The following is a 25,267-nucleotide window of genomic DNA, read 5'->3' as shown; positions in this document are numbered from 1 at the left end:
ATCGAGACATGACATGGATGTTCGCCAGTTCGCCTACCTTGCGCGCCAGCCTTCTGCAGCCGTAAAAAACCGGTCCACCTTCCTGGGCTTGCCCAAGCGCGGGTTGGCATTGGTACTGGCCAACGCCATGTTCTGGCAGCCGCTGCTGGCTCAGGCGGACGGGATTGCAGTGAGCGGGCCGGGTACCACGCTCGGACAAGCGGGCAACGGCGTACCGATCGTGAATATTGCCGCGCCGAACGCGAATGGGCTGTCGCATAACCAATTCCACGACTACAACGTCGGTGCCAACGGGGTCATCCTCAACAATGCCACCGACCGCACCCAGGCCACCCAGCTCGGCGGAATTATCGTCGGCAACCCAAATTTCCATGGCAGCGCCGCCAGCGTCATTCTCAATGAGGTGAATGGCGGCAGCCCCAGCCAACTGCGTGGCTACACTGAAGTGGCGGGGCGGTCGGCCCATGTGATCGTGGCCAACCCTTACGGCATCAGCTGCAACGGCTGCGGCTTTATCAACACTCCACAAGCCACACTCACCACGGGCAAGGCGGTCATCGAAAACGGCCAGATCAGCCGCTATCAGGTGGACAAGGGCAACGTGTCCATTGAAGGCACCGGCCTCAACGCCAGCAACGTCGACCAGTTCGAAATCATCACCCGCGCCACCACCATCAATGCACAAATCCAGGCGAAGAAACTCACCATCGTGGCGGGGCGCAACGATGTGGATGCGCGCACGTTGAACGCCACGGCGCGTGCAGCGGACGGCAGCAAGGCGCCGGACCTGGCGATTGACTCGTCGGCGTTGGGCGGCATGTACGTGGGGGCGGTGAAGCTGGTTGGGACCGAAGCAGGCGTCGGCGTAAAGCTGTCCGGGGATATGGTTGCCGGTGGTGATATCCAGATTGACGCTGCGGGTAACGTGGTCATGGGCCAAACCTCAGCCGGTACGGCAGTGGTGGTCAAAGCGGCCAGCGTAGAGGCCAAAGGCGCAGTGTATGCCGGGACCGACTTGTCGGTGAGTACCCAAGGCGCACTGACCAATCAGCAAACCCTGGCAGCCAAGGACAGCATCACGCTGGATGCCGCTGGGCGGTTGACCAATAACGGGATTATCGAAGCGGGCGTCAATGCAGATAGCACCCGCAATGCCCAAGGCGATGTGCGCTTAAAAGCTCACAGCATCGACAACACTGGCAAGACGGTGATCGCCAGCCGTGACTTGACCATCAACACGGGCGAGCTGGCCAATCAGGGCGGCACCCTGAGTGCCCAACGGGCAGCCCAACTGACCGCCACCCAACTCGATAACCAAAACCAAGGCCGCATTCTCAGCGCAGGCAACCTCAGAATCAACGCGGATCAACTGCTTAACAGCCAACGCGGATTGGTCACCAGCACCGGCAACCTGACGGCGGGTATCGGGCAATTGATCAACCGCAGCGGCGAGCTGTCGAGCCAGGCGCAGGTCACGCTGCAATTGGTAGCGTTGGATAACGTGGCAGGCCTGGTGTCGGCCGGGCAGTCGTTGAGCCTCAACGCATCAGGTTTGATCAATAACCAGGGCGGCCGAATTGCTGCGCGTCAGACAGTACAGATCAATAGTGGCGCCCTCGACAACAGCCAAAAAGGCTCGCTTACCAGCCAAGACTCACTGACGCTGAACCTCAACCAAGGGCATTGGGATAACCGCAACGGCCAGATCAACGCCAGCGGTCAGTTGACCCTTGATAACCTCAATACGGTCGATAACCGCCAAGGGGAAATCTCCAGCGCGCGGTCATTCCTCTTGGCCGCCAACCGCCTCGATAACGGCGCGGGTAAAGTGCTCAGCGACCAAGATCTGACCCTGCGTATCGCCGGCGCGATGAACAATGCGTTGGGCCTGGTTTCGGCGTCAAACCTCGACATCAACGCCGCCAACCTGAACAACCAGGGCGGCAAGCTCAGCGCACGTAATCGTCTGACGGCGAATACCGCAGGCCTGCTGGACAATCGCAGCGGCGAGCTTCTGGCCACCGACCTCGCGTCCACCACGGGTGAACTGAACAACGACCGCGGCCGCCTGCAAGGTGATCGCGCCCTGGTGCTCAACAGCGGTGTGGTGTCCAACCAGCGCGGGACATTGGCGGCAGGTGCAACCGCTACTCTCAATGCATCCCGCCTGGACAACAGCGCAGGCACGCTCACCAGCGACGGCGCGTTGGTCGCGGCGATCACCGGGCAATTGCTCAACCAGACCGGTCTGTTTGCCGCCAAAGGTGATGCACGCCTCAACCTGGGTCGCCTTGATAACCAACAAGGCACGCTTGTCGCCCATAACCTCACTGTGCAATCGAGTGGCCCGCTGAATAACCAGCGTGGCACCTTGCGCGGTGACGGCGCATTCAACTTGAACGCCGGCCAAGTGGATAACAGTGAGGGCGGCCGCATCAGCGCGGGCCAAATGCTGAATGCTGGCGTCAGTGGTCTGGATCAGCACAACGATGGTCGATTCTTCGGCCAGGGGGATGTGCGCCTCAATCTTAATAACGGTCATTTGAATAACCAGGGTGGCACGATCAGCGCCCCTGGCCAATTACTGCTGAGCAACCTCGCCAGCGTCGATAACCAGGGCGGCGAAATTTCCAGCACCCAGGCGTTCACCCTGGCCGCGGACACCCTGAATAACCACCACGCCAAGCTCCTCAGCGAGCAGGGTTTGACCGTGCGCATCGCCCACGCACTCGATAACACGCAAGGCTTGATCTCGGCTAAAACCCTGGATGTGCGCGCCGCCGGCCTGGCTAACCAAGGTGGCACGCTCAGCGCCGGCGATGGCTTGATCGCGCAGATCGACGGAGCATTGGATAACCGCAGTGGCAAGCTGTTGGCGCGCACGGCATCGGTCAGCAGTACGTCGCTGGATAACCGCGAGGGCCTGCTGCAAGGCGACGCGATGCTCTCGCTCAACAGCGTGGGCCTGATCGACAATCGCCAGGGCACGCTGTTCGCCGGGCAGGCGATGGACATCACCGCGACGCGCTTGGACAACAGTGGCGGGAAGCTGACCAGCGACGGTCGCCTTACCGCGTTGATCAGCGCGCACTTGCTGAACCAGGCCGGACTGTTCAGCGCAACCGGCCCATTGCGGGTGAGCACGGCAAGCCTGGACAACAGCGCCAAAGGCAATATCCACAGCCAGGCGGGTGTCGACCTGGACCTGAACCACGGTCACCTGAATAACCAAGGCGGTTTGATTCATGCGCCGGGTGCATTGCTACTGAGCAATTTAAGCAGTGTCGATAACCAGGGCGGGGAAATTTCCAGTGCCCAGGCCCTGGTGTTTACCGCCGGCAGCCTCGACAACCGGGGCGGCAAGTTGCTCAGCGAGCAAGGGCTTGTGGTGCGCGTTGCCAACGCGCTGGACAACACCAAAGGCTTGGTCGCCGCCACGGGGTTGGACCTGCACGCAAACAGCCTGGTTAACGCCGAAGGCAAGCTCAAAGTCCGCGATGATCTGACGCTGTCCGTCGACACGGCCCTGGACAATCGCCACGGTGAAATCATCGGTGCTACCACCACCTTGAGCAGTATGAGCCTGGATAACAGCCAAGGGCTGTTGCAAGGGGACCGGTTACTTGACGTCACCACCCGTGGTATCGCGATCAACCGTGGCGGCCGTTTTGTCAGCGGTCAGCAGGCGGACCTGGCGATGGGTCAATTCGATAACCGTGGCGGCAGCGTAACGGCAGCCGGGCCGATGCAGGTAAGCGGCACGCAACTGGATAACCGCGAGGGTGGCTTGCTCAATGCACGCCAGTCGCTGGTGATGAAAGTTGATCGCCTGAACAACCAAGGCGGCGAAGTGTCCAGCCTCTCCGACCTGTCGTTTAACGGCAGGCAGTTCGACAACAGCCTCAAAGGTCGCCTTCTGGCGAACGGCGCACTGAGTCTGGAACTCGACCAACTGAACAACCAGCAAGGCTCCGTGCGCAGTGACAAGCGTCTGACCCTGCAAACAGCCACACTGAACAACGATGGCGGCCGCCTCAGCAGCGGCGCGGCGTTGAATCTGACCGCCAACGGCGTTCTGAGCAACCGCAACGGCGAACTGCTTAGCGCGATGGCGTTGGCCGTGAGCAGCGCCAGTATCGACAACAGCGGCGGCAAAATAATCGGCGACGGCGCTGTGCGCATCACGACCGGTGCATTGAATAACCAGAGCGGCGGGCGCCTCACCAGTGCCGATCTCCTGGAGCTGACGGCAGGGCAGGTGGATAACCGTTTTGACGGCCATATCGCCAGTAACAAGGCACTGACCGCCAGCCTCACCGGCCTGGATCAGCGCAACGGTGGCCAGCTCTACAGCACCAGCGATTTAAGCCTGGACATGAACCTCGGCGCGCTCAATAACGCCGGTGGCCTGATCCACGCGCCGGGGCAATTGCTGTTGAAAAACCTCGCCTCCGTCGCCAACCAGCACGGCGAGATTTCCAGCGAGCGTAGCTTCGTCCTGGCCGCGCAAAGTCTGGATAACAGCGACGGCCATGTGCTCAGCGATCAGGCGCTGACCCTCAAAGTCGACCAAGCGCTGATCAACCTCAAGGGCGTCATTGCTGCGGCAGGCCTGACTGCTCAAGCAGAACGGCTGGATAACACCAGCGGCGTATTCAGCAGTTCCAAAGACCTCGCGTTAACGTTGGGCGCCGACCTGCTTAACGACGACGGCGAAGTTTCCAGCAGCGGCGCCACAGTGGTCAACGCGATGACCCTGAACAACCGCAACGACGGTCATGTGATGGGCGACATCAGCCTCGACCTGACCACCACCGGCGCGCTGTCCAACCAAGGCGGCACCTTGGGCGCCGGCCAGCGTTTGAACGTGACCGCGGCCAGCCTGGATAACAGCCAGTCCGGCAGCCTGGCGACCGATGGCAGCCTGACGGTGAAGGTCGACGGCCTGCTTGATAACCAAGCCAAAGGCGCTTTGCTCGCCAAAGGCGTGATGGACATCCAGGCGGGGAGTGTGGATAACCGCGCCGGTCGCCTGTCCGGACAGAACCTGCTGACGCTACGCAGCAATAGCTTGGACAACCGTGGCGGCGCGGTGCGCGCCAATCAGGGCCTAAACCTGCGCGTCGGCCAACTCGACAACCGCGAAGGCGTGCTTAACAGCAAGCAGGCGCTGGCACTTGCCGGCCAGTCTTTGAACAACCAGAACGGCCTGACCAGCGCGATGGGCCCGGTACGCCTGACCCTCGATACCGTCGAAAACGCCAAGGGGCGCATCGCCAGCCAGGATGATCTGGACGCCACGGTTGGTGTGCTCAATCAGCAGGGCGGTCAGTGGGTCGCCCAGGGCAATCTGAGCCTCAACGCTGACACCTTGGATAACCAAAACGGCGGCCTGCTCGCCGCGACAAAAGTGCTGAAACTCAAGGTCGGCAGCACCGACAACCGCAGCGGGGAAATCTCCAGCCAGCAGAACATCGAGTTCAGCGGCACGCGTCTGAATAACAGCGGCGGCAAGTTGTTGGCCGGTACTGGGCTGGAATTGGCGATGGCCGAGGTGATCAATCAGGCCAAAGGTTTGATCTTTGCCCAGGACGCCCGGCTTACCGGCACTGCTGTAGATAACACCGATGGCACTGTTGGCGCTCAGCGTGCTTTGGCACTTCAACTGAAGGCAGGCCTGGACAACACAGGTGGCAAGCTCACCAGCGAAGGCTCGATGGAGTTGGCAGGCCAGCGCATCGACAACACCCGCGGCAAGATTTCCAGCGCAGGACCGCTGACCCTTGCGAGCGCAGCGGCGCTAATCAACCAAGGTGGCACCGTCGAAAGCGGCCAAAACCTCACAGTGACCAGTACCAGCCTGGAGAACACTAACGGCCTGCTCAAAAGCCAAGGTCTGGCCACGGTCAACACCGGACTGTTCACCAACGGCATCGACGGCCGCGTGATCAGCGCCGACAAGCTCGACCTCAGCGCCACCCAGCTCAACAATAGCGGGCATATCGGCAGCGTCGGCGCCATGAATGCCAGCCTCACCGGCCTGACGCAATGGGGCGGCGCCGAACTGGTCAGCACCACGCAACTCAACCTTGACCTGCACAACGGTGAACTGGTCAACGCAGGGGTGATCAACGCACCCCTGCTGACACTCGACAACCTCGCCACTATCAACAACCAGCACGGCGAAATCTCTAGCCAAAACGCCTTCACCCTGGTCGCAAAAAACCTGGATAACAGCAACGGCAAACTGATCAGCAACCAGGCACTGACCCTGCGCGTCGACCAACTGCTGGCCAACCTCAAAGGCCATATCAACGCCGCCAGCCTCGATGCCCGCAGCACTCGCCTGGACAACACCGAAGGCCTGCTCAGTGGGCGTGGCGATGTCACCCTCAGCGCCAGCGGATGGTTCGATAACCAACGCGGCAGCGTGATCGCCGACGGTGCCTTGTTGCTGACCAGCGCAGCGCTGGACAACCGCAATGGCGAGATCGCGGGCAAGGCGCTTGCGACGATCAACGCCAGCAAACTCGACAACCAGAACGGCAAACTGATCAGCACCGACGCCCTCAACCTGAGCGGCGCAAATCTCGATAACCGCAACGGTCTGGTAGGCGCCACAAAAGCGCTGAAACTCGACGTGGCGACTGTCGACAACCGCACCGGTGAACTGACCAGCAACGCCGACGTCAGCGTCATCGGCCAACAACTCAACAACAGCGACAAGGGCATGGTGTTCGCAGGCGGGACGTTGAACCTCGCCGTTGATCAACTCATCAACCGCACCCTCGGCGAACTCAACGGCCAACGCTTGATCCTGACCGGCACATCGCTGGATAACAACGGCGGCAAGCTGCTCAGCCAAGAGTCGCTGAAGCTGGACCTCGCAGGCGACTTCGATAACAGCCAGGGCGTACTTGGCAGCGAAGATGCGTTGGCCGTCAAAGCCCGCAGCCTGAACAACAGCAAGGGCAGCCTGTCCAGCGCCAATGGTTTGACCGTCGCGGTCACCGACAGCCTTAACAACAGCGAAGGTAAATTGCTCACCGACGGCGGCCTGACACTGCAAAGCGCCAATCTTGGCAACAGGCAAGGCGTCATCAGCGGCAAAGGCCCTGTCGCCATCACCACGGGCGAGCTGAACAACCAAACCGGCCGTCTCAACAGCGGCGACACCCTGGCCCTGACCACCGCACAGTTGAACAATGGCGGCAGCATCGGCAGCGCCAAGGCACTGACCGCCAGCGTCACGGGTTTGGATCAGCAGGGCGGCAAGCTGTTCAGCAACGCGGGTTTGAGTCTGGACCTGAACAACGGCCAACTGAACAACAGAGGCGGATTGATCAACGCTATTGGCCCGCTGGCGCTCAACAACCTCAACAGTGTCAATAATCAGGACGGTGAAATCTCCAGCGCCCAAGCCTTCACCTTGGCCGCGCAAAGTCTGGATAACAGCAACGGCAAGCTGCTGAGTAACCAGGCCCTGACCCTGCGCGTCAATCAAGCCCTGGCGAACTTGAAAGGCCTGATCGGCGCCGCCAGCCTCGACGCTCACGCAGGCTCCGTCGACAACCGTGGCGGCACGCTCAATAGCCGCAGCGACTTGCAACTGACCAGCGATGGCCTGCTGAACAACCAGGACCAAGGCTTGATCAGTGCCAAGCAATCCCTGAACCTCAACGCTGCCAGCCTCCACACGGGCAACGGCGGCGAAGTCTCGGCCAAAGGCGTGTTGACCGCAAACCTCAACGCTTTGGCGCTGGCGGGCGGTCGCGTCGTGGGCGAGCAGGGGATGACCCTGGACCTCAACAACAGCGACTTGGACAACCGCAACGGCCTGCTGCTGACTAACGGCCCGCTGACCCTGAAAAACCTGCGTGACCTGAATAACCAGGGCGGCGAAATCTCCAGCCAGCAAAGCTTCGCCCTGACGGCGCGCAACCTGGACAACAGCGCCGGCAAGCTGATCAGCAGCCAAGTGCTGACCGTCAACGCGTCCACGATGAACAACTCCGCAAGAGGCCTGCTGTCCGGCTGGCAAGGTCTGAACGTCAGGGGTGACAACCTAGACAACCGTGACAACGGCACGCTCTCCAGCCGTAGCGGTGCAATTGATGTGCGCCTGAGCGGCGCGTTGCAGAACAACAACGAAGGCGCGCTGGTTAGCCAAGGCCGTTTGGGCGTCAGTGCCGCCAGCCTGGATAACGGTGGCAAAGGCGTACTGTCCAGTGGCGACGGGCAAACGCTCAACGTGGCCGGTGCGTTGACCAACGTCGATGGCGGTTTGATAGAAAGTGGCACCACGCTGGATCTGCAGGCGGCAACGCTGACCAACCAAAGCACGATCAACGCCCAACAAGCGATGACCGTCACCGGCACCGACCTGAACAACAACGGCGGTACATTGGCCACCAACGGCCGCCTGACCCTCAACCTGCTCGGCACCCTCAACAACAGCGGCGGCAGCATTGCCAGTTCCGGCCCATTGCTGCTGCAACGGGCGATGCAGGTCAACAACGACGCCAAGGGCAAAATCATCAGCCAAAGTCTGTTGACGCTGTTCAGCGGTGGCCTGAACAACAGTGGCAGCGGCACCCTCGCTGGTAAAGACCGCGTAGCGATCACCAGCACCGGTATCGTGCAGAACAACAGCGACGGTCTGATCTACAGCCAGGACGCCGATGTGCAGTTGACCGCGGTGGGATTGAACAACGCCAAAGGCAAGGTGCAGGGCCAGACCGGCCTGGGCCTGAACATCAGCGGCGACCTCAATAACCAAGGCGGCACGCTCCAGGCCCATCGCCTTGACCTGAATGCCAACCGCCTCGACAACCAGAGCGGCTTCATCGCTGCGCAGACCGGCGATGCAGTGGTCAACGCCAACTACTTCGCCAATGCCAATGGCGGGGTGTATGCCACCGGCTCGATGCGAGTCAGTGGTGTGCAACTGGACAACAGCGCCGGGCAGATTGCAGGTCGTGCTGTTGAGCTGAGCGCCAGTGGCGCGCTGATCAACCGCAGCGGCGTGATTGAAAGCGACAATACCCTGAGCGTGACGGGCGGCAGCGTCGACAACCAAGGCGGGCAACTGCGCGCGCTGGGCCGCAGCGGCAAAACCAACTTCCAGCTCGGCGGTGCATTCGATAACCGTAATGGTCGACTGGAAACCTCCAACGCTGACCTGACCCTGAATGCCGGCGGCTTCCTGAACCAAGGCGGGAGCCTGTTGCACGGCGGCACTGGCACTTTTGATATCGCCACCGCCAACCTGATCAATGCCGGCGGCAACCTGGTGACGCGTGGCGGCCTGACCCTGGCCGCAGATAGCTGGACCAACAGCAGCGTGATCCAGGCCGGGCGCTTGACGGTCAACGTCAATACCCTGAACCAGACCGCCAGCGGCCAGTTACTCGCCTCCGACAGCCTGACGGGCAACGGCGGCAACTGGAACAACGACGGCCTGATCGCCAGTGACGGCACGGCCAATCTGACGCTGGCCGGCAGCTACGGCGGTAACGGGCGCTATAGCAGCCTGGGTAACCTGGGCCTGAGCGCCGCGCAGATCACCGTGAATGAAACCGCCAGCGTGGCAGGCGGTGGCGCTTCCCAACTGACCACCGGGGGCCAACTGCTCAACCGTGGGCGTTTGACCTCCAGCGGCGACTTGCGCATCAACGCTGGCAGCATTGTGAACACCGGCACGTTGGGGGCTTCACAGAACCTGGTACTGACGGCACAGAGCCTGCTCAACGATCATGCAGCAAGCGGTGTCGGCGCACGCGCATTCCTGTTCAGCGGCCAGGACTCGACCTTCAACCTGGGCAGCCTGACCAACAACTATTCGGACATCTACAGCCTGGGCAACCTCACGGTAGCGGGTGTAGCCGGTGGAACCCAGGCGCAGAGCCTGCGTAACGTTTCCGCCAGCATCGAGAGCATGGGCGACCTCAGAATCGCGGCCAATGACGTGGTCAACGAGCGTGAGAAATTCAAGCTCAACCAGCAGCTGACGTCCGTGGGCGTGGGCATTCGGTGCACCCAGCATTGCAGCGGCGGTTGGAGTGACCGGCGCCCTGCGGTGACCTTGAGCCGTACCGTGTCGAGTGTGCTTGAAATCGACTCGCCTTCGGCCACCCTCAGCGCCGGGCGCAACATGGTGGTTACCGGGCAGAACTTCACCAACCGCTACAGCGTGGTGTCGGCCGCCAATGACCTATCGATTACTGGCGAAAACATCCTTAACCAGGCAGCCACCGGTGGTTCCGGTTCCCAGAGCCAGGAATACAGCGGCATTACCAAAATCTCCAAAGGCCAGTACAACCAGATGGTCGCCGCGGTGCAGGCCTATAACCGCGCGCACCCGCAGGGCTCGCCAGTGGATGAGGCGGCGTTTGCGGCCTTGATGGCGCGGTTCAGTCCGTCGCTGTTTCCCGGTATCAACCAGCCCATCGCCGTACAAGGCGGCACCCAAGTGGTGGCCCCGGCGATTATTCAGGCCGGTGGCAACGCTGCGCTCACCGCCAGTAAAAGCATCAACAACATCAACGTGATCAAGACTGCGCTGGGGGTGGGTGGGCGTACGCTGGACACCGGCGTAGGCGCCAATAAAACCCAGGTGGTGGTGCTCAATGCACAGTTGCCACCTGACCTTGCCCAACAGCAGGTCAACCCCCTGACCCTGCCGGGCTTCGGTTTGCCCAGCGGGCAGAACGGGTTGTTTCGTTTAAGTGGTCAAAGCGGCACCACCGGGCAGACGGGCACTGTTAATCAGAATTGGACGCTGGGCAGCGCCAGCCTTGATCCGAGCCAGCGCCAGCAAGCGCTGCCATCCACCCATGGCCGCGTGATTCAAGTCGGCGAGGCGGCGCAAGTCGCCACCAGCACGCGTCAGGTCGCCGTGGCTGCCCGTGAAACGGGTTTGCTTAATGCGGTCGCCAGTGCCATCGATACCGGCGGTGTAGGTAGCGCCGATGTGCAAACCCGGCTACCGGGGCGCACCAACGGTGCCGACATCACCCGCGTTGACGGCATTGACGCGCGCAATCCCGCTGATGTTTCCCAGCCTGCGGTCGATGGTTCGCGGCCGGGCATCGGCCTGCCTGCCGTCACCCCTGGCGATAGGGTTGTGCATACGTCACCAGGCGGGGCTCTCCCTGATCTGAGTGTGCCGGGCTTGTCGACCATCACGCGCAGTACCGACGTTGCGGCGATCGCTGCGCCGCAGACCCAACTGCCGGGCCTTACCCCGGCTGCTCAGGACGTACTCGCTGGCGGTCACGTACAACCACCCGTCGTCAGCCAGCCCACGGCATTGGCCGGCCAAACCATCAGCCGCGTCCAGGGCCTGCCGGACAGCCGTGCCGTCTCGCAGCCGCACAAATACCTGATCGAGACCAACCCGGTACTCACCGACCTCAAGCAATTCATGAGCTCGGACTACCTGCTGCAAGGCCTGGGCTACAACCCAGACACAAGCTGGAAGCGCCTGGGCGATGGCCTGTACGAACAACGTCTGGTTCAGCAGGCCGTGCAAGCGCGCACCGGCCAACGCTTTATCGACGGCCAGACCACCGACGAAAAACTGTTCAAGTACCTGATGGACAACGCCATCAGCAGCAAGCAGCAACTGAACCTGTCGATGGGCGTCAGCCTCACCTCGCAACAGGTCGCGGCCCTGACGCATGACATCGTGTGGCTGGAAGAGCACGAAGTGAACGGTGAAAAAGTCCTGGTGCCGGTGCTGTACCTGGCCCAGGCCAATAACCGTCTTGCCCCCACCGGAGCCTTGATCGCCGGTAACGACCTGAACCTGATCGCCGGTGAAAACCTGGTCAACGCCGGCACCCTGCGCGCCACCAACAACCTGTCGGCCAAGGCCGCCAATGATGTGACCAACAGCGGGCTGATCGAAGCAGGCAACCGCCTTGACCTGTTGGCGGGCAACAACATCGTCAACAAAGCGGGGGGCATCATCAAAGGGCGCGATGTGACGCTGACCGCCATCAATGGCGATGTAATCAACGAGCGCAGCGTGACCGGTTGGGATGACAAAGGGGCAGGGTATTCGCAGCATCGCGATTATGTGGATAGCGCTGCGCGGGTTGAGGCGGCGAATGATCTGGGCATCAGCGCCGGGCGAGACTTTGCCAGTGTCGGTGGTGGTCTGCAAAGCGGTCGCGACATGACCATTGTCGCTGGGCGCGATGCCAGCTTGGTCGCCGCCGAAGAACGCAATGCGATGGATATGGGCAAGCGCTTGCAAACCAGCAGCGCCACACAACACGGCTCCGATGTGGATGCCGGGCGCGATGTGAATGTCAAGGCGGGACGAGACATCGCAGCGATCGCCAGTCAGATCGATGCCAAGCGCGACATCAACATGAGTGCCGGTGGTGATTTGATTCTGGCTTCGGCTGCAGATGAGGAACATTCCTCCCGCAAAAGCAAAAAGGAGAAACGTCAGGAAGATCATGTCAGTCAGGTTTCGACCGCGCTGAGTGCGGGTGGGGATGTATCGCTGGGTGCGGGTAAGGATCTGGCGATGATTGCCAGTCGGATCACTGCGGGGGACGAAGCATATCTGGTTGCTGGCGGTAAATTGGCGCTGCTGTCGGCAGAAGACAGCGATTATTCGCTGTATGACATGAAGAAGAAGGGGAGTTGGGGCACCAAGAAAACCCAGCGTGACGAGGTGACTAAAGTCACCAACATCGGCAGTGAAATAAAAACCGGTGGCGACCTTACGATTCAGAGCCAGGGTGATCAGAAGTACCAGGCAGCCAAGTTGGAAAGTGGCAATGATCTGACCATTGCCAGTGGCGGTAGCGTGACGTTTGAGGGTGTTAAAGATCTTCATCAGGAAAGCCACGAGAAGTCCAATAACAATGCTTTTTGGGTGTCATCCAAAGGCAAAGGCAATACCGACGAAACCGTGCGTCAAACGCAAATGGCTGCCGCAGGCGCCATTGCGATCAAAGCGGTGGATGGTTTGAAAATTGATGTAACGCAGGTCAATCAGCAAACCGTTAGTCAGTCCATTGATGCAATGGTCAAAGCTGACCCGCAATTGGCATGGATAAAGGACGCAGAAAGGCGTGGCGATGTAGATTGGCATCAAGTTAAGGAAATTCACGAGAGCTTCAAATACAGCAACTCCGGGCTTGGTCCTGCATCGCAGATCATTATCGCGATCGTGATGGCTGCGGTCGTTGGGCCCATGGCTGCGGCTGCGGCGGGTGGTGGTGTCACGGGGGCGGCGGTGGGGGCTGTTGCTTCAAGTGCTGCGACTAATGCAAGCGTCAGCGTTGTCAATAATCGTGGCAATCTGGGGGCAGTATTCAAGGACGTCACCTCATCGGATGCGATGAAGGGCTACGTGATATCGGGCGTGACGGCAGGCCTGACGAAAGGGCTTTTCGATGGTTGGACAGGCACGCAGACCAATCTAAACACAGGGGCGGTTATCAGTTCGCCAGCCCTCAACACCTGGACCGGCGTTGGACAGTTTGCGGCGAACCAAGCCTTGCAGAACGGTACGTCGACTCTGCTGAGCAAAGCGCTCGGACAAGGTGGTGATTTTGGTGATGCACTCAAAGGCGCATTGTTCAATACATTGGCTGCAGCAAGTTTTAATGCCATTGGCGACTACACCCATGGGGTACTGACGGAAGGCTACCCTCCTAAAATTGTGGTTCATGCAATGGTGGGTGGCTTGCTCTCGAAGGCCACAGGTGGGGACTTCAGAACGGGGGCTTTGGCAGCCGGGATCAACGAAGCTCTAGTCGTTCATCTGGACTCTTTGGTTAAAGGCGATAAGACCTTGTTGTCCATGAGCTCACAGATTGTGGGAGTGCTGGCAGCGGCTTCGCAGAAGGATGCTGATGCGAAGTCGATCGAGAAGGGTGGCTGGGTAGCTAAAAATGCTACGGAGTATAACTACCTGGGCGATCATCAAAAGGCTCAGAGAGAGAAAGAGCTGGCAGAAAGCAGTGACTCGTTGGATCGGCTCAGGATCAATACGAAGTGGGAATTGATCGATGCTGGGCAGGACGCCAGCTTTGCGGGTGGGGCAGTGGTTGGGGTGCCGGAAGGGCTACTTGATACGGTCAAGGGCATCTTGGAAGCTGCCAGCAGCCCGATGGAGACGTTTCGGGCATTGAAATCCGTGGTTCAAAGCGGGGATGTGCTGGGTAACGTCTCGGACGCCATGAAGCAGTCCTATATCCAACGCATTGACAATCTAGAAGCGGAGTATGAGAGAGCCGGGGCGAGTGGATCGTTTAACGCAGGGCGTGAAACCGGGAAGCTGATAAGCGAAGTGGCGGCGCTTGCGACGGGAGTGGGAGGAGCCCTAAAAGGAGGGGCATTGCTCGTCGAAAAGGTCGCTGCTAAGGTTGTTAAGGTGGAGTTGAAGGGTGCAAAAGGACCAGTGCAGGTTATCCCTGATGCAATCAGCCCACCGAAGCTCAGCCCGGTTGAAGACCTGTTTGGGCAGACATTTGAAAGTATCCCGCTGTCGCACCTTCCCAATTGGAAGACCGGTTCGCTTGTAAATGATGGGGTGTTGGGCGAGCAACTGGCCCTTCAAACCCTCAATGGAAAAACCGGCCTCAATTTCAAGCCATTGCAGAACGGTAGCAACCACGGCTGTGATGGCTGCGCGGTGGCGATCAATGGCGATACGATTACCGTGGTAGTGATGGATGCGAAGTCTTCGGTGAATGGCGTGAGTAAGGCCGGTACGCCGCATGGGGACCCGAGGACGCGGTTGGAGGGGTGGCTGGGTAATAAATCAATTGCCGACTCTGATCCTGCCTTGCGTGATGCTTTGCAAGCGGCGTTGGATTCAGGAAAAGCCAAGGTTCAAGGTGTAACAGTCAAAGTCGGTGTTCCCGCCCCCGGTAAAACAGGTGTAGCAGAATTTAAGGTGGAACCATGGACCAAGAAGTAATTCAGTGCGAGCGCTCGGGCGTAAACCCAAAATGGCCCTCCTACAAAAGTGTGCTGGTGCGCATAGCCAAGGGACCACACGTCTCAGATGAATACGAGTTGAACGGCATCCGTGAATATGTTGAGCGCGGTGATGCATTTGCGAAGCCATCAATGCCTGTACCGAATAGTGACAACGTTACGCGTAGTAGCTCTGAATGGATGGCCGTTACACGAGCCCACAAGGCATTGGCAACCGCACCAGATAATCCGCAATGGCTTCTGGAATTGGCCCATTGGCTGCGCTATTACCAAGTAGGCATTTGGCAGTTGTTCTTCTGGGCGGGCCAGTTCGACATTATTGCCAAAGCGGCAGGCAATGATCGACGGCGCCAGAACTACAGCATCCAAACCGCCACTAATATGATGGCCGCTATGGCGATGTTAGGCTGGAAGGATGCAGTCATCCATCAGGGCTATCTCACCCATGCGGCTCTCAACCGTGGGCATCAATTAGTGATTGAGTACGAGGAGCAACACCGCCGCGCCCAAGCCTTTATGCTGCGTGTGTTTGCCGATTGGGTGGGCGATGTCTCGCATCAATGGCCTGCTTATGCTTACGACGAACCCATCTACGAAGCCTTGTTGGCCAAGTGGCGCACTCCCAGCCCTGACGACCTGATGCCCTGCCTGTTGGCCGCGTGTGACCGCCACACTTGGCAAACCGGCAAAGAGAGCCAGAAGAATTCCTACGACTTCAATCAGGACTGGCACTTGGAGCGCGTGCCGGTGGAAATTCTCTATATCCTGCGCCTGCGCCAGTGGGAAGGTTTAGCCAATCCGCAGAAGATTGATCATCCGCTGCTGGCCGCGCCCTTTGATCAATTGCCGCCCGAGCAGCCAGTGCCTGAGTTGGACGAGTTGATGCAAGGTGTACTCAACCGTGCCAGAGAAGACTGGCCAAATTACGATGACGTGCTGTCTTTGCCAGCGCTGAAAGGTTGAATACGAGAAAGGGACAGATTTATTTGTTATTCATTTACTAGGCTGAATGGAAAATAAATCTGTCCCCTTTTTTGTTGTTATACCGTCTATTTCACAAACATTAGGCAGGCAAGACCTGTGGGCTTGATCCGCAGCTGTTGAATGGGTTCGACGCTCTCCAGATCCCCGACTTTTTTGATTACACCAATTCCGCAGTAACTCTGGTCATAGTTAAACATGGGAAGAATGCCTGTCTTGGCCTCACTCCAATAACCTGTCTTCAAGTTGTATGTAGCACCGTCCTGAGGTGTGAAAGAAAAGTGTATTTGACACTGCTTGCCACCGATTACCCTTTCGTAAGTCAATACCAGCTTTTTGCCCACGGCAATCGGCGTTTCGATAGAGTCTCCGGAATAGGGCAGCGGTGTGTGACCCGCGTAGCAACCTTTTTCGTTGAGGTTCACGGCCTCCAGCGAGGTTCCACGTTTATTTTCAAGGCGAATCGTTGCAGAGGGAGCACCCGAAGGTGGGAAGTCGTATTGTTTTCCCAACAATATCGAATTACAACCGCTGAGCGCCACGGCTCCTGCTAGCAGAGTACACCAGACAAATCTGTGATTTCCGTACACAATTACTTCCTAATAATATCGGGCTCACCCGCTAAAATTCAGGGGGCTGCGCAATGCTGAAAAGTTGTTATTGCTAGCTTTCAATGACATTTTTGACTTGGATTAACGGTATTTAATCTAGTCGCTGGCTAATGTTAACTGAAAAATCGACTGCATTATCATCGACAACTCAGGGAACCTCTTGCTTAACGGGAAGCCAACGGACGAGGTGCCGCTCAATCGCAGTGACTGACCACTGCCAGATTCGACTAGCGCGCGGCCAGCCATTTTCCGGAATCCATGCCCGCAAATATTGGGCCGGGTGTCGTATCCCATTGTTCGAAGCGCTCTGTTGACGGTAATGGGATCAAGGTCAAAGGTTTTTTGAGTCCTGAAACCACCACACCTCAGCCAGCGGAACCGTAAGTATCCTGACAGAGAAAGCAGCCTGTGCAAACTGTCTAAATGTAGCGGAGCAGTTCAGGGCGAAGTATCCTAATGTCACTGTGAATATTTTCGATAATCAGGGCGTCATGTTGCGTCCACCAAGGAATACTCCGTGATGGAGGAAAGAGTGACTTACGCTGAAATTAGGGCTTGGTTTTTGGGCAGTTACTACAGCTACTGCAGAGTAAAGCTTAGGCATCGAAGCGCTTGGGTCGAAGGTGAAAGCGAGGTAGGCTTTGCCTATAGCGAACTCGAAAATTCCTTCGACCTGCCAGTTGAGAAATTGATGCTTGAAATTTTAGCCCTTGTTCTTTCAGCGGGTCGATCTTCCGAGAGTGTCAAGAAATATCATATGGATGCTGCCTTAAAGCTGATCGAGCAGATTGGCCTTTCCTCTGTGTTGAAAGAGTTGCCGCCGGAAGAAGCCGCAGATTTTATAGATGATCTTCAAGTATTAGGGGTTTGTTAAGCTCTGTATAAAGGTGGTTTTTAGGTCGTAGGAAACCGCAGGCTCAGCAAATGTGTATCGCATCAGTCATAATGGGATTGAGCAAAATATCGCTGTCGGAGTCAGCACTAATGGCCTTGTGGTGCGCGCGAATTAGGCAAGTACATGGAGGGTTTTAGAATGATTAACTTAAGATTGGCGAATGAATATCTGGCAGGGCCGATATTTTTCCTGATTCAGATTAAATGGGGCACATTGACATCGGAGACTTACCTATTTCGCGAACTCTGAGCGATAAAGTCAAGCTGTGGGATGATGAGTATCAAAGCACTTTCAATGACGAATATCCTCGTGACTCCGGATTTTGCTTTCCGCAGGAGAAGGTTCGCCATGTAAATGATGGGCGCGGATTGGCCCAAGAGATGCAGGCTGAGTTAGGGAGTAGCTATAACGTTGAGTATTGTCCTTTAGATTTTTTATGGAGACTTTTAGGTCGGAATTTGAATAGGTCCGTCCCCGTTGCTTCTCGGGTCTGACGAAGTTCTGATGGGGGAAGTATGTTTGAAGAATATGATTTTTTGCTGGAATCGATAGGGTCAGAAGATTACTGGTCGGATGTGGGGGTTGATATTGCGATCTCCAATATCTCTCAGCTTGATAATTCAAGTTGGAACAAACTTGAATCTACTCTTCTGGCGAAGTCTGAAGTCTGGCGAGGTCGGTGCGCGGAGTCTCTCGGTGACTCGAATGATGAGCGGGCGTTGCGTGTTTTGCTAACGCTTCTAAAAGCTAGAGAGGAGTCGGTTGTCATTCATGCAATTGAATCAATTGAGTCAGTTTTTTTGGCTGGCTACCTTCATGACAGGGCGCAGGTCATACGCGCTCTAGATGAGGGATTTGAGGCAGAGAGCAGAACGTTGAAGCTAATGGCGGCTACGTTGGTCAGGAAGTTAAGTGAGGCATGAAGATTGCTCGGTAGCTGACAGAGGGCGCCTCCTTTTCCTACAGGTCATTGCTTTGCGCCGCTTTGACAAGCCACCCCAACCCGACTAACTTTCCTGGCGTGACGCATTCATGCGACCCACGCTATGCAGCTAACCTATTTTCTGCGCCACATTTCGTCGTGGCCCCAGTGCGCCTAACAGCTAGCAAGTGACTGTTAATCATTGGGTCGATTCGAGTCCAGGTCGTGGAGGCAGATAGCGACATAAAAAAGAGCCGTACAAATAAACCCTCAAACGATGCCATGCACACCTATGTTGCAATATTGCCCTTTGAAATACAGCAATGGCCGCGTCGCAACAGCTTCTTTGGATAAATCCAGCGCTTTCACTTCACCAATCACGATCAGGTGATCACCCGCGACGTGCTCGGCGTGGATTTCACAATCCAGCCAATGCAGGCTGCCGGCAATGACCGGATTACCCAGCGGCGATTCCTGCCATTCTATGCCGTGCCATTTATCCGTGCCTCGACGGGCGAACTGGTTGGAAATCCTGACCTGCTCAACTGACAGGATATTCACCGCGAATCGACCTGCCTGGCGAATCTTGAGATAGCTGGCCGAGTTGGACATGACGCTGAATGACACCAGCGGCGGGCTCATCGACACGCTATAGAATGACTGGCAAGTAAAGCCAATCGGCTCATCATCCACATGGGATGTAATCACTGTGATACCGGATGCGTAGTGCCCGAGCGCTTCGCGAAAGCACAATGGCTCGATAGCGGTATTGGAGAGTGACATAGTGAATCCTGAATAGTGGGTGCTGTATGAAAGCGCGAAGGCCCGAAGTGGCGTGGCATTTTAAAATCTGCCATGCGCTCTTTCTGGCCTTCGCCCGGCACTAGTTCGAGAGCTCTCTTCGAACGATTTCCGCACCTGCACTCAGGGCATTCAGCTTGCCTCTGGCTACCTGGCGAGGCAGCGGGGCCATGCCACAGTTGGTGCAAGGGTAGAGCTTGTCGGCGTCCACAAATTGCAGCGCTTTGCGGAGGGTGTTGGCGACTTCCTCGGGCGTTTCAATGGTGTGGTTGGCCACATCAATGGCCCCTACCATCACTTTTTTGCCGCGAATAAGTTCGATCAGATCCATGGGGACATGCGAGTTGTGACATTCCAGCGAGATGATATCGATGCTGGATTTTTGCAGCTTTGGAAAGGCTTCTTCGTACTGTCGCCACTCTGAGCCCAGCGTCTTTTTCCAATCGGTATTGGCCTTGATGCCATAGCCATAACAAATATGCACAGCCGTTTCACATTTGAGGCCTTCAATGGCCCTTTCCAGGGTGGCCACGCCCCAATCATTCACCTCGTCAAAGAAAACATTAAAGGCCGGCTCGTCAAACTGGATAATGTCGACACCCGCCGCCTCCAGTTCCCTGGCTTCCTGATTGAGAATCTTGGCAAATTCCCACGCCAGCTTTTCGCGACTTTTATAGTGGTTGTCATACAGCGTGTCGATCATCGTCATGGGCCCTGGCAGCGCCCACTTTATCGGCTGCCTGGTTTGTTGGCGCAAGAACTTTGCGTCCTCAACAAACACAGGCTTTTGGCGAGACACTGCGCCCACGACCGTGGGGACGCTTGCATCATAGCGATCACGAATCCGGACGGTTTCACGTTTCTCAAAGTCAACGCCGTCCAGGTGTTCAATGAAGGTCGTGACGAAGTGTTGGCGTGTTTGTTCGCCATCGCTGACGATGTCAATGCCGGCGTGTTGTTGTTCTTGCAACGACAAACGCAAAGCATCGTGTTTGCCTTCAACCAGTGCCTCGTCTTGCAGTTTCCAGGGTGACCAAAGCGTTTCAGGTTGGGCAAGCCAAACGGGTTTAGGCAGGCTGCCAGCAGTTGAAGTGGGTAGTAATTTTTTCACGATGGGTGACCTTGTATTCTGATAAGTCAAAGCGCGCAATGAGCGGACCACTGCTCAAGAACAGCGTGGTAGGGTTTGATGAAGTTCTCTTCGACAAACTTTCCTTGCTCGATAGCCAGCCGGCTACGTTCTTCGCGGTCATAAACAATCAGGGTTAATGAATAGTCCTGATGCTTCAAACTGGGTTGGTAGGATTGTCCGGCTGCCGAATTGGCGTTGTAGATTTCAGGCCGGTAGATCTTTTGGAACGTGTCCATGGTGCTAATGGTACTGATCAGCTCAAGAGGTGTGTAATCACTGAGCAAATCGCCGGAAAAATAAAATGCCAATGGCGCAACGCTGTTGGATGGCATGAAGTAGCGAACCTTCAACCCCATCTTCTTGAAATATTCATCCGTTAACGAGTATTCATCCTGCTGGTATTCAATGCCCAAGACAGGATGTTGGTTCTCGGTCCGGTGGTAGGTTTTGGTGTTTGAAACGCTCAGGCAGATAACCGGCGGTTTATTGAAGTTTTCCTTGTAGGCGTCTGAGTTGACGAAGCATTTGAATAGCTTTCCGTGCAGCTCGCCAAAGTTCTCCGGCGTGCTGAATTGTGGCTGATCTTTGTTGTGCCCCAACAACACCACACTAAAGTCATAATCACGCACGTAAGAGGAGAAGTTATTGCCTACAATGCCTTCAATACGCTCGTTGGTCGTGTGATCAATAATGTTCGATTTCAATATTTCAATCAGGGGGATGGCGTTGGTACTGCTGTCCGCATCGATAGCCATCTCAACGGAAATGATTTCAAGTTCGACGGTGTAACGATCACCTTTGGGGTTGTCCCAATGCGCCAGGGTATTAAAGCGGTTGTCAATCATCCTCAACGTATTGCGCAGGTTCTCTTGACGACTTTTGCCTCTCGCCAAATTGGCGAAGTTGGTCGTGATGCGCGTGTTTTCGGACGGTTGATAGTTTTCGTCGAAACGAATTCGCTTAATGCTGAACGTGAATGCTTTGCTCATTACCCTGGCACCCTGATGTCTGAGATAAACCTGAAAGAACGTCTCATCTGGTTTTCACTCAGAGGTCTTTACAGTGTCTTTAATTAACAAACATTCTAGGCTGGGCGATTGCTTGAGTGAAAATGAATTGATTTCACTGAATCGTTAGCCCTTCTCATGACGGGTCAGCGGACAAAGAAAAGCCTGCAGCGATGCAGGCTTTAACCAGATCTATGCCGAGTTCGCCACCCTGGCCGACGGCCCGACGCGCCAGTTGCCGTTCAAGCGGGGCATCGTCGGTGGCGTGGGCCCGCAGCTACCGCATTTCCTCAGGCCCCCGTGCACCGGATAAAATTTTTTTGTGGGTGCCGCTTGAAAATTTATCGCCTGAACCTATTTAGGTTTTACGCAATGCCGAATCCGGGTCGCGTACCAAATCACTTGGAGAAACCTCAGGAGATTTTGCAATGGCTACTACTCTTTCGTTGGCCCCACTGTTCCGCCATTCTGTCGGCTTTGACCGTTTCAACGACCTTTTCGAATCGGCGCTTCGCAGCGAGGCCGGTACCACCTATCCACCCCACAACGTCGAAAAGCATGGCGATGACCACTACCGAATCGTCATCGCAGCCGCAGGCCTGGTGGAAGATGACCTGGAAATCCAGGTGGAAAAGGGCGTGTTGACGGTCGCCGGCGGCAAACGTGAACACAACGAGGGCATCACCTACCTGCACCAAGGCATCGCCCAGCGCGCGTTCCGTCTGTCGTTCCGCCTGGTCGACCACATCGAGGTGCAAGGCGCGCAGCTTTCCAATGGTTTACTGAGCATCGACTTGCTCAGGGTAGTACCGGAGGAAGCCAAGCCTAAACGCATTGCGATTGGTGGCGCTGCCAAGGCTGATGTGAAATCCATTGGCGAGCAGTGAGTTGAAATGAATAAAGGCGCTCTAAGGAGCGCCTTTATTCGTAAGACCCTCGCTAACGCGCAGGCAATACGGGTTGAATCAAGAGGTGGCGCAACTGGTACAGGCGTGCTGCAATTTCTCGCGGCTGTTGTTCCAGGGAGCGATCATGAAACGCCATTTCGAAGATTTGCAGCTCGGCAGTATCGAGTTGTTTTGCCTCGCCGCCGAAGCCAGCAGCTTCACCGCCGCCGCGCAGGTGGCGGGTGTCACCCCGGCTGCCGTGAGCCGCAGCATCTCGCGCCTGGAAGAGCGCCTGGGTTCACGCCTGTTTGTGCGCACCACCCGCAGCATCCGTCTCACCGACAGCGGCCGGACGTTCTTCGAGCAATGCCGCCAGGCCCTGACCCAACTGGTGGAAGCCCAACAGGAAGTGATGGGCGCACAGGCCGTGCCGTCGGGGCTGCTGCGCATCAGCATTCCTACCACCTATGCCCATCACCGCTTGTTGCCGCTGCTGCCGAAGTTTCGTGCTCTGTACCCACAAGTCACGGTGGATATCCACATCAGTAACCGCAATATCGACTTTGTCGCCGAAGGGTATGACCTGGCCATTCGCGTGCGCGCCCAGCCGGACTCGTCGCTGATTGCCCGCCTGTTGGAAGACGGCGAATTGGTGGTAGTGGCGTCACCGTCCTACCTGAAGCGCGCCGGCATCCCACAGACGTTGGAAGATTTGCCTGCCCATGAATGCATCCAGTACGAACTGCCGAGCAGTGGCCGGCGCATCCCATGGTTATTCCAGGTGGATGGCAAGCCTCAGGAATATGCGGGGGAGGCGGGGTACAGTTGCTCCGACGATGTACTTGGCGGCGTGACCCTGGCCAAGCATGGCGCGGGGTTGTTCCAGACCTACAAGTTCATTGTCGAGCAGGAAGTGGCCACTGGCAGCCTGGTGGAGGTGTTGCAACCGTTTGGCGGGCGCTCGCGGCCGTTTACCTTGTTGTATCCCCATGGGCGCTATGTGCCGCATCGGGTACGGGCGTTTGTGGATTTCCTGATGCAGTGTCGGGACGAATGGGCGGCGCCGTAGAGGCGGCGATATCCCAGGTCAACAGCAGTTGGCTGATCGCTGCGTCGATGGTTGCATGGGGCACATTGTCCCGCGCCAGGATCGAAATGCCCTGCAGGAAGCTGTCAAACACCGTCGCCATCACGGTCGGGTTGAGCGTTTGCGGCAACTGCCCCAGGCGCATCGCCCGCTCCACACACGCCACAATCCCCGCACTGGTGCGTCGTCGCGACTGCGTCAACCCACCCGCCACCCGCGCATTCTCCGGGCTCGGTGCGCTCATCACCCCCAGCGCTACCATGCAGCCCTTGGGGTGGCCGTCTTCGCACTGCATGCGCGCCGACTGGCGCAGCGCTGTTTCAACCGCCTTGCGCGGTAACAGGCTTTCGTCCCACAGGCACTCGGTGACCTGGGCGTAGGTTGCCAGATAACGCTGCACGCATTCATCGAACAACGCCTCTTTGGAGCCGAACGCCGCATAAAAACTCGGCGCGGAAATACCGCCACCCAAGCCGGCCTTGAGCTGGGCGAGGGAGGTGGCGTCGTAGCCGTGCTGCCAGAACAGGTGCAACGCCTGGTCTACGGCGTGTTCGCGGTCGAAAGTGCGGGGGCGGCCCATCTGTGCCATGTCTGGTCTCCGGTGGATAGCGAGATAAATACTAGTCGATACATAAGTCGTTGACAACGCGCTATGCTCGCCTGCAACATTTATATCGATCAGTATCTAAGTCCCGCTCAAGGAGTTTCCCGTGACCCCCTCACTTACGTTACCGGCGTCATCCGACCGTTTGCCCATCGGTGCTTTGCTTGCCCTGGCCATGACCGGCTTCATCTGCATCGTCACCGAAACGCTACCGGCGGGCCTGTTGCCGTTGATCAGCGAGGGGCTGGCGATTTCGCCGTCGATGGCCGGGCAGATGGTCACGGCCTATGCCTTGGGCTCGGTGCTGGCGGTGATTCCCATGACCATCGCCACCCGTGGCTGGCGGCGGCGCAATGTGTTGTTGCTGACCATCGTCGGCTTTTTGCTGTTCAACTCCATCACCGCGTTGTCGTCTCACTACGGCGTGACCCTGGTGGCGCGGTTCTTTGCCGGTGTGGCGGCGGGGCTGGCCTGGAGCCTGCTGGCCGGTTACGCCCGGCGCATGGTTGCGCCGCACCAACAGGGCAGGGCACTGGCACTGGCGATGGTCGGTACGCCGATTGCTCTGTCGTTGGGTGTGCCGTTGGGTACGTGGCTGGGTGGGCTGGTGGGCTGGCGCACGACCTTTGGCTTGATGTCGGCGGTGAGCCTAGTGCTGATTGCGTGGGTGTTGGTGAAAGTCCCGGACTACGCGCCTCCACCCGCACATCAACGCCTGTCCTTGGGCAAGGTGTTGACCACACCGGGCGTACGGCCGGTGCTGGCGGTGGTGATCAGTTGGATGCTGGCGCACAACATGCTCTACACCTACATTGCGCCGTTCGTGCTGCCTGCCGGTTTGACCGACCGAGTTGACTTGGTGCTGTTGGCGTTCGGGGTCGCCGCGTTGGCAGGGATCTGGCTTACGGCCAAATTGGTCGAGCCGCTGCTGCGTAAAACCGTGCTGGTGAGTTTGGTGACCTTTGCGGCGATAAGCCTGGTGTTCGGCTTCCTGGGGAATGTACCTGAGGTGATCTATGTCGGCGTGGCGGTGTGGGGCCTGAGTTTCGGCGGCGCCGCGACTTTGCTGCAGACCGCCTTGGCCGATGCAGCGGGGGACGGCGCGGACGTGGCCCTGTCGCTGAATGTGGTGGCGTGGAACAGCGCGATTGCCGGCAGCGGTGTGGTCGGCGGGGTGTTGCTGGACACCTGGGGCGTGGCGTCGTTTCCGTGGGCAATGCTGGTGTTGATCGGAGTGGCGCTGGTGATCGCGTGGGCGGCGCGCGAGCATGGCTTCAAGCCCGGGCAACGGGCGGGTGCGGCAGTCGTGGCACATTAAACCCTCGGTTGGGCGCCATAAGGTGTAGGCTGGGTCTCAATTCATCGGATAT

The 25,267-nt window shown here is 57.7% G+C and carries 13 protein-coding genes and 2 pseudogenes; 9 read left to right on the top strand and 6 right to left on the bottom strand.

Annotated elements, in window-relative coordinates; genetic code table 11:
• The first annotated feature begins 13 nt into the window (after positions 1-13).
• A complete protein-coding gene (locus tag RB216_RS19970; RefSeq protein ID WP_308907788.1) occupies positions 14-14,950 on the top strand; it encodes a two-partner secretion domain-containing protein in 14,937 nt (4,978 codons plus the stop codon).
• 308 nt (positions 14,951-15,258) lie between these two features.
• Complete coding sequence (locus RB216_RS19965) at positions 15,259-15,933, top strand: hypothetical protein (protein WP_032864257.1); 675 nt, start codon at positions 15,259-15,261, stop codon at positions 15,931-15,933.
• Between the two features lie 86 nt (positions 15,934-16,019).
• Here the strand turns inward: RB216_RS19965 and RB216_RS19960 are convergent, their stop codons facing one another.
• Together RB216_RS19960 and RB216_RS19955 are read right to left on the bottom strand one after the other, a co-directional pair.
• Positions 16,020-16,541 (bottom strand): hypothetical protein, encoded by a 522-nt coding sequence (locus RB216_RS19960; protein WP_068932100.1) that lies wholly within the window; start codon positions 16,539-16,541, stop codon positions 16,020-16,022.
• 205 nt (positions 16,542-16,746) lie between these two features.
• A pseudogene (locus RB216_RS19955) lies at positions 16,747-16,880 on the bottom strand (tyrosine-type recombinase/integrase); the annotation flags it as partial.
• A 53-nt stretch (positions 16,881-16,933) separates the two neighbouring features.
• On the opposite strand from RB216_RS19955, the pseudogene RB216_RS29890 reads away from it, so the two are divergent.
• From RB216_RS29890 to RB216_RS19945, 4 genes and pseudogenes are all read left to right on the top strand, one after another.
• Positions 16,934-17,083 (top strand): annotated as a pseudogene (locus RB216_RS29890) (deaminase domain-containing protein); the annotation flags it as partial.
• A gap of 11 nt (positions 17,084-17,094) precedes the next feature.
• Positions 17,095-17,436 carry an Imm2 family immunity protein gene (gene imm2 / locus RB216_RS19950; RefSeq protein ID WP_204941201.1) on the top strand — a complete coding sequence of 114 codons (342 nt, stop codon included), beginning with the start codon at positions 17,095-17,097 and terminating at the stop codon, positions 17,434-17,436.
• Between the two features lie 224 nt (positions 17,437-17,660).
• Positions 17,661-17,951 (top strand): immunity protein CdiI family protein, encoded by a 291-nt coding sequence (locus RB216_RS30010; RefSeq protein ID WP_500809289.1) that lies wholly within the window; start codon positions 17,661-17,663, stop codon positions 17,949-17,951.
• 21 nt (positions 17,952-17,972) lie between these two features.
• The gene (locus tag RB216_RS19945) at positions 17,973-18,380 is read left to right on the top strand and encodes a HEAT repeat domain-containing protein (protein ID WP_308907787.1); all 408 of its coding nucleotides are present in this window, start codon (positions 17,973-17,975) and stop codon (positions 18,378-18,380) included.
• A gap of 269 nt (positions 18,381-18,649) precedes the next feature.
• Here the strand turns inward: RB216_RS19945 and RB216_RS19940 are convergent, their stop codons facing one another.
• From RB216_RS19940 to RB216_RS19930, 3 genes are all read right to left on the bottom strand, one after another.
• A complete protein-coding gene (locus tag RB216_RS19940; RefSeq protein ID WP_308907786.1) occupies positions 18,650-19,162 on the bottom strand; it encodes a flavin reductase family protein in 513 nt (170 codons plus the stop codon).
• A 100-nt stretch (positions 19,163-19,262) separates the two neighbouring features.
• Entirely contained in the window at positions 19,263-20,291 is a 1,029-nt protein-coding gene (locus RB216_RS19935; RefSeq protein WP_068932097.1) for a methionine synthase, read from the bottom strand.
• A gap of 26 nt (positions 20,292-20,317) precedes the next feature.
• Entirely contained in the window at positions 20,318-21,301 is a 984-nt protein-coding gene (locus tag RB216_RS19930; protein WP_308907785.1) for a DUF1852 domain-containing protein, read from the bottom strand.
• 446 nt (positions 21,302-21,747) lie between these two features.
• Between RB216_RS19930 and RB216_RS19925 the strand changes: the two genes are divergently transcribed.
• The gene (locus RB216_RS19925; RefSeq protein ID WP_028617212.1) at positions 21,748-22,206 is read left to right on the top strand and encodes an Hsp20 family protein; all 459 of its coding nucleotides are present in this window, start codon (positions 21,748-21,750) and stop codon (positions 22,204-22,206) included.
• A gap of 145 nt (positions 22,207-22,351) precedes the next feature.
• Complete coding sequence (locus RB216_RS19920; RefSeq protein WP_236318878.1) at positions 22,352-23,275, top strand: LysR family transcriptional regulator; 924 nt, start codon at positions 22,352-22,354, stop codon at positions 23,273-23,275.
• Here RB216_RS19920 and RB216_RS19915 read toward each other — a convergent pair.
• Positions 23,178-23,882, bottom strand: a complete 705-nt coding sequence (locus RB216_RS19915; RefSeq protein ID WP_236318877.1) for a TetR/AcrR family transcriptional regulator — start codon at positions 23,880-23,882, stop codon at positions 23,178-23,180. The two genes, RB216_RS19920 and RB216_RS19915, sit on opposite strands and share 98 nt — an antisense overlap.
• Before the next feature lie 121 nt (positions 23,883-24,003).
• Between RB216_RS19915 and RB216_RS19910 the strand changes: the two genes are divergently transcribed.
• A complete protein-coding gene (locus tag RB216_RS19910; RefSeq protein WP_308907784.1) occupies positions 24,004-25,215 on the top strand; it encodes an MFS transporter in 1,212 nt (403 codons plus the stop codon).
• The last annotated feature ends 52 nt before the right edge of the window (positions 25,216-25,267 follow it).

Origin of the sequence: Pseudomonas canadensis, from assembly GCF_030980095.1 — a bacterium.
Classification (GTDB): Bacteria; Pseudomonadota; Gammaproteobacteria; order Pseudomonadales; family Pseudomonadaceae; genus Aquipseudomonas; species Aquipseudomonas canadensis.
Note: the sequence above shows the minus strand (reverse complement) of the source record. Positions and strands in the feature narration are given on the sequence as shown.

Bases quoted from the DNA above. Each gene is read 5' to 3' on its own strand.
- RB216_RS19920 (WP_236318878.1), top strand. From the start codon at position 22,352: ATGAAACGCCATTTCGAAGATTTGCAGCTCGGCAGTATCGAGTTGTTT.
- RB216_RS19970 (WP_308907788.1), top strand. From the start codon at position 14: ATGGATGTTCGCCAGTTCGCCTACCTTGCGCGCCAGCCTTCTGCAGCC.
- RB216_RS19925 (WP_028617212.1), top strand. From the start codon at position 21,748: ATGGCTACTACTCTTTCGTTGGCCCCACTGTTCCGCCATTCTGTCGGC.
- RB216_RS19915 (WP_236318877.1), bottom strand. From the start codon at position 23,882: ATGGCACAGATGGGCCGCCCCCGCACTTTCGACCGCGAACACGCCGTA.
- RB216_RS19945 (WP_308907787.1), top strand. From the start codon at position 17,973: ATGTTTGAAGAATATGATTTTTTGCTGGAATCGATAGGGTCAGAAGAT.
- RB216_RS30010 (WP_500809289.1), top strand. From the start codon at position 17,661: ATGGGGCACATTGACATCGGAGACTTACCTATTTCGCGAACTCTGAGC.
- RB216_RS19930 (WP_308907785.1), bottom strand. From the start codon at position 21,301: ATGAGCAAAGCATTCACGTTCAGCATTAAGCGAATTCGTTTCGACGAA.
- RB216_RS19940 (WP_308907786.1), bottom strand. From the start codon at position 19,162: ATGTCACTCTCCAATACCGCTATCGAGCCATTGTGCTTTCGCGAAGCG.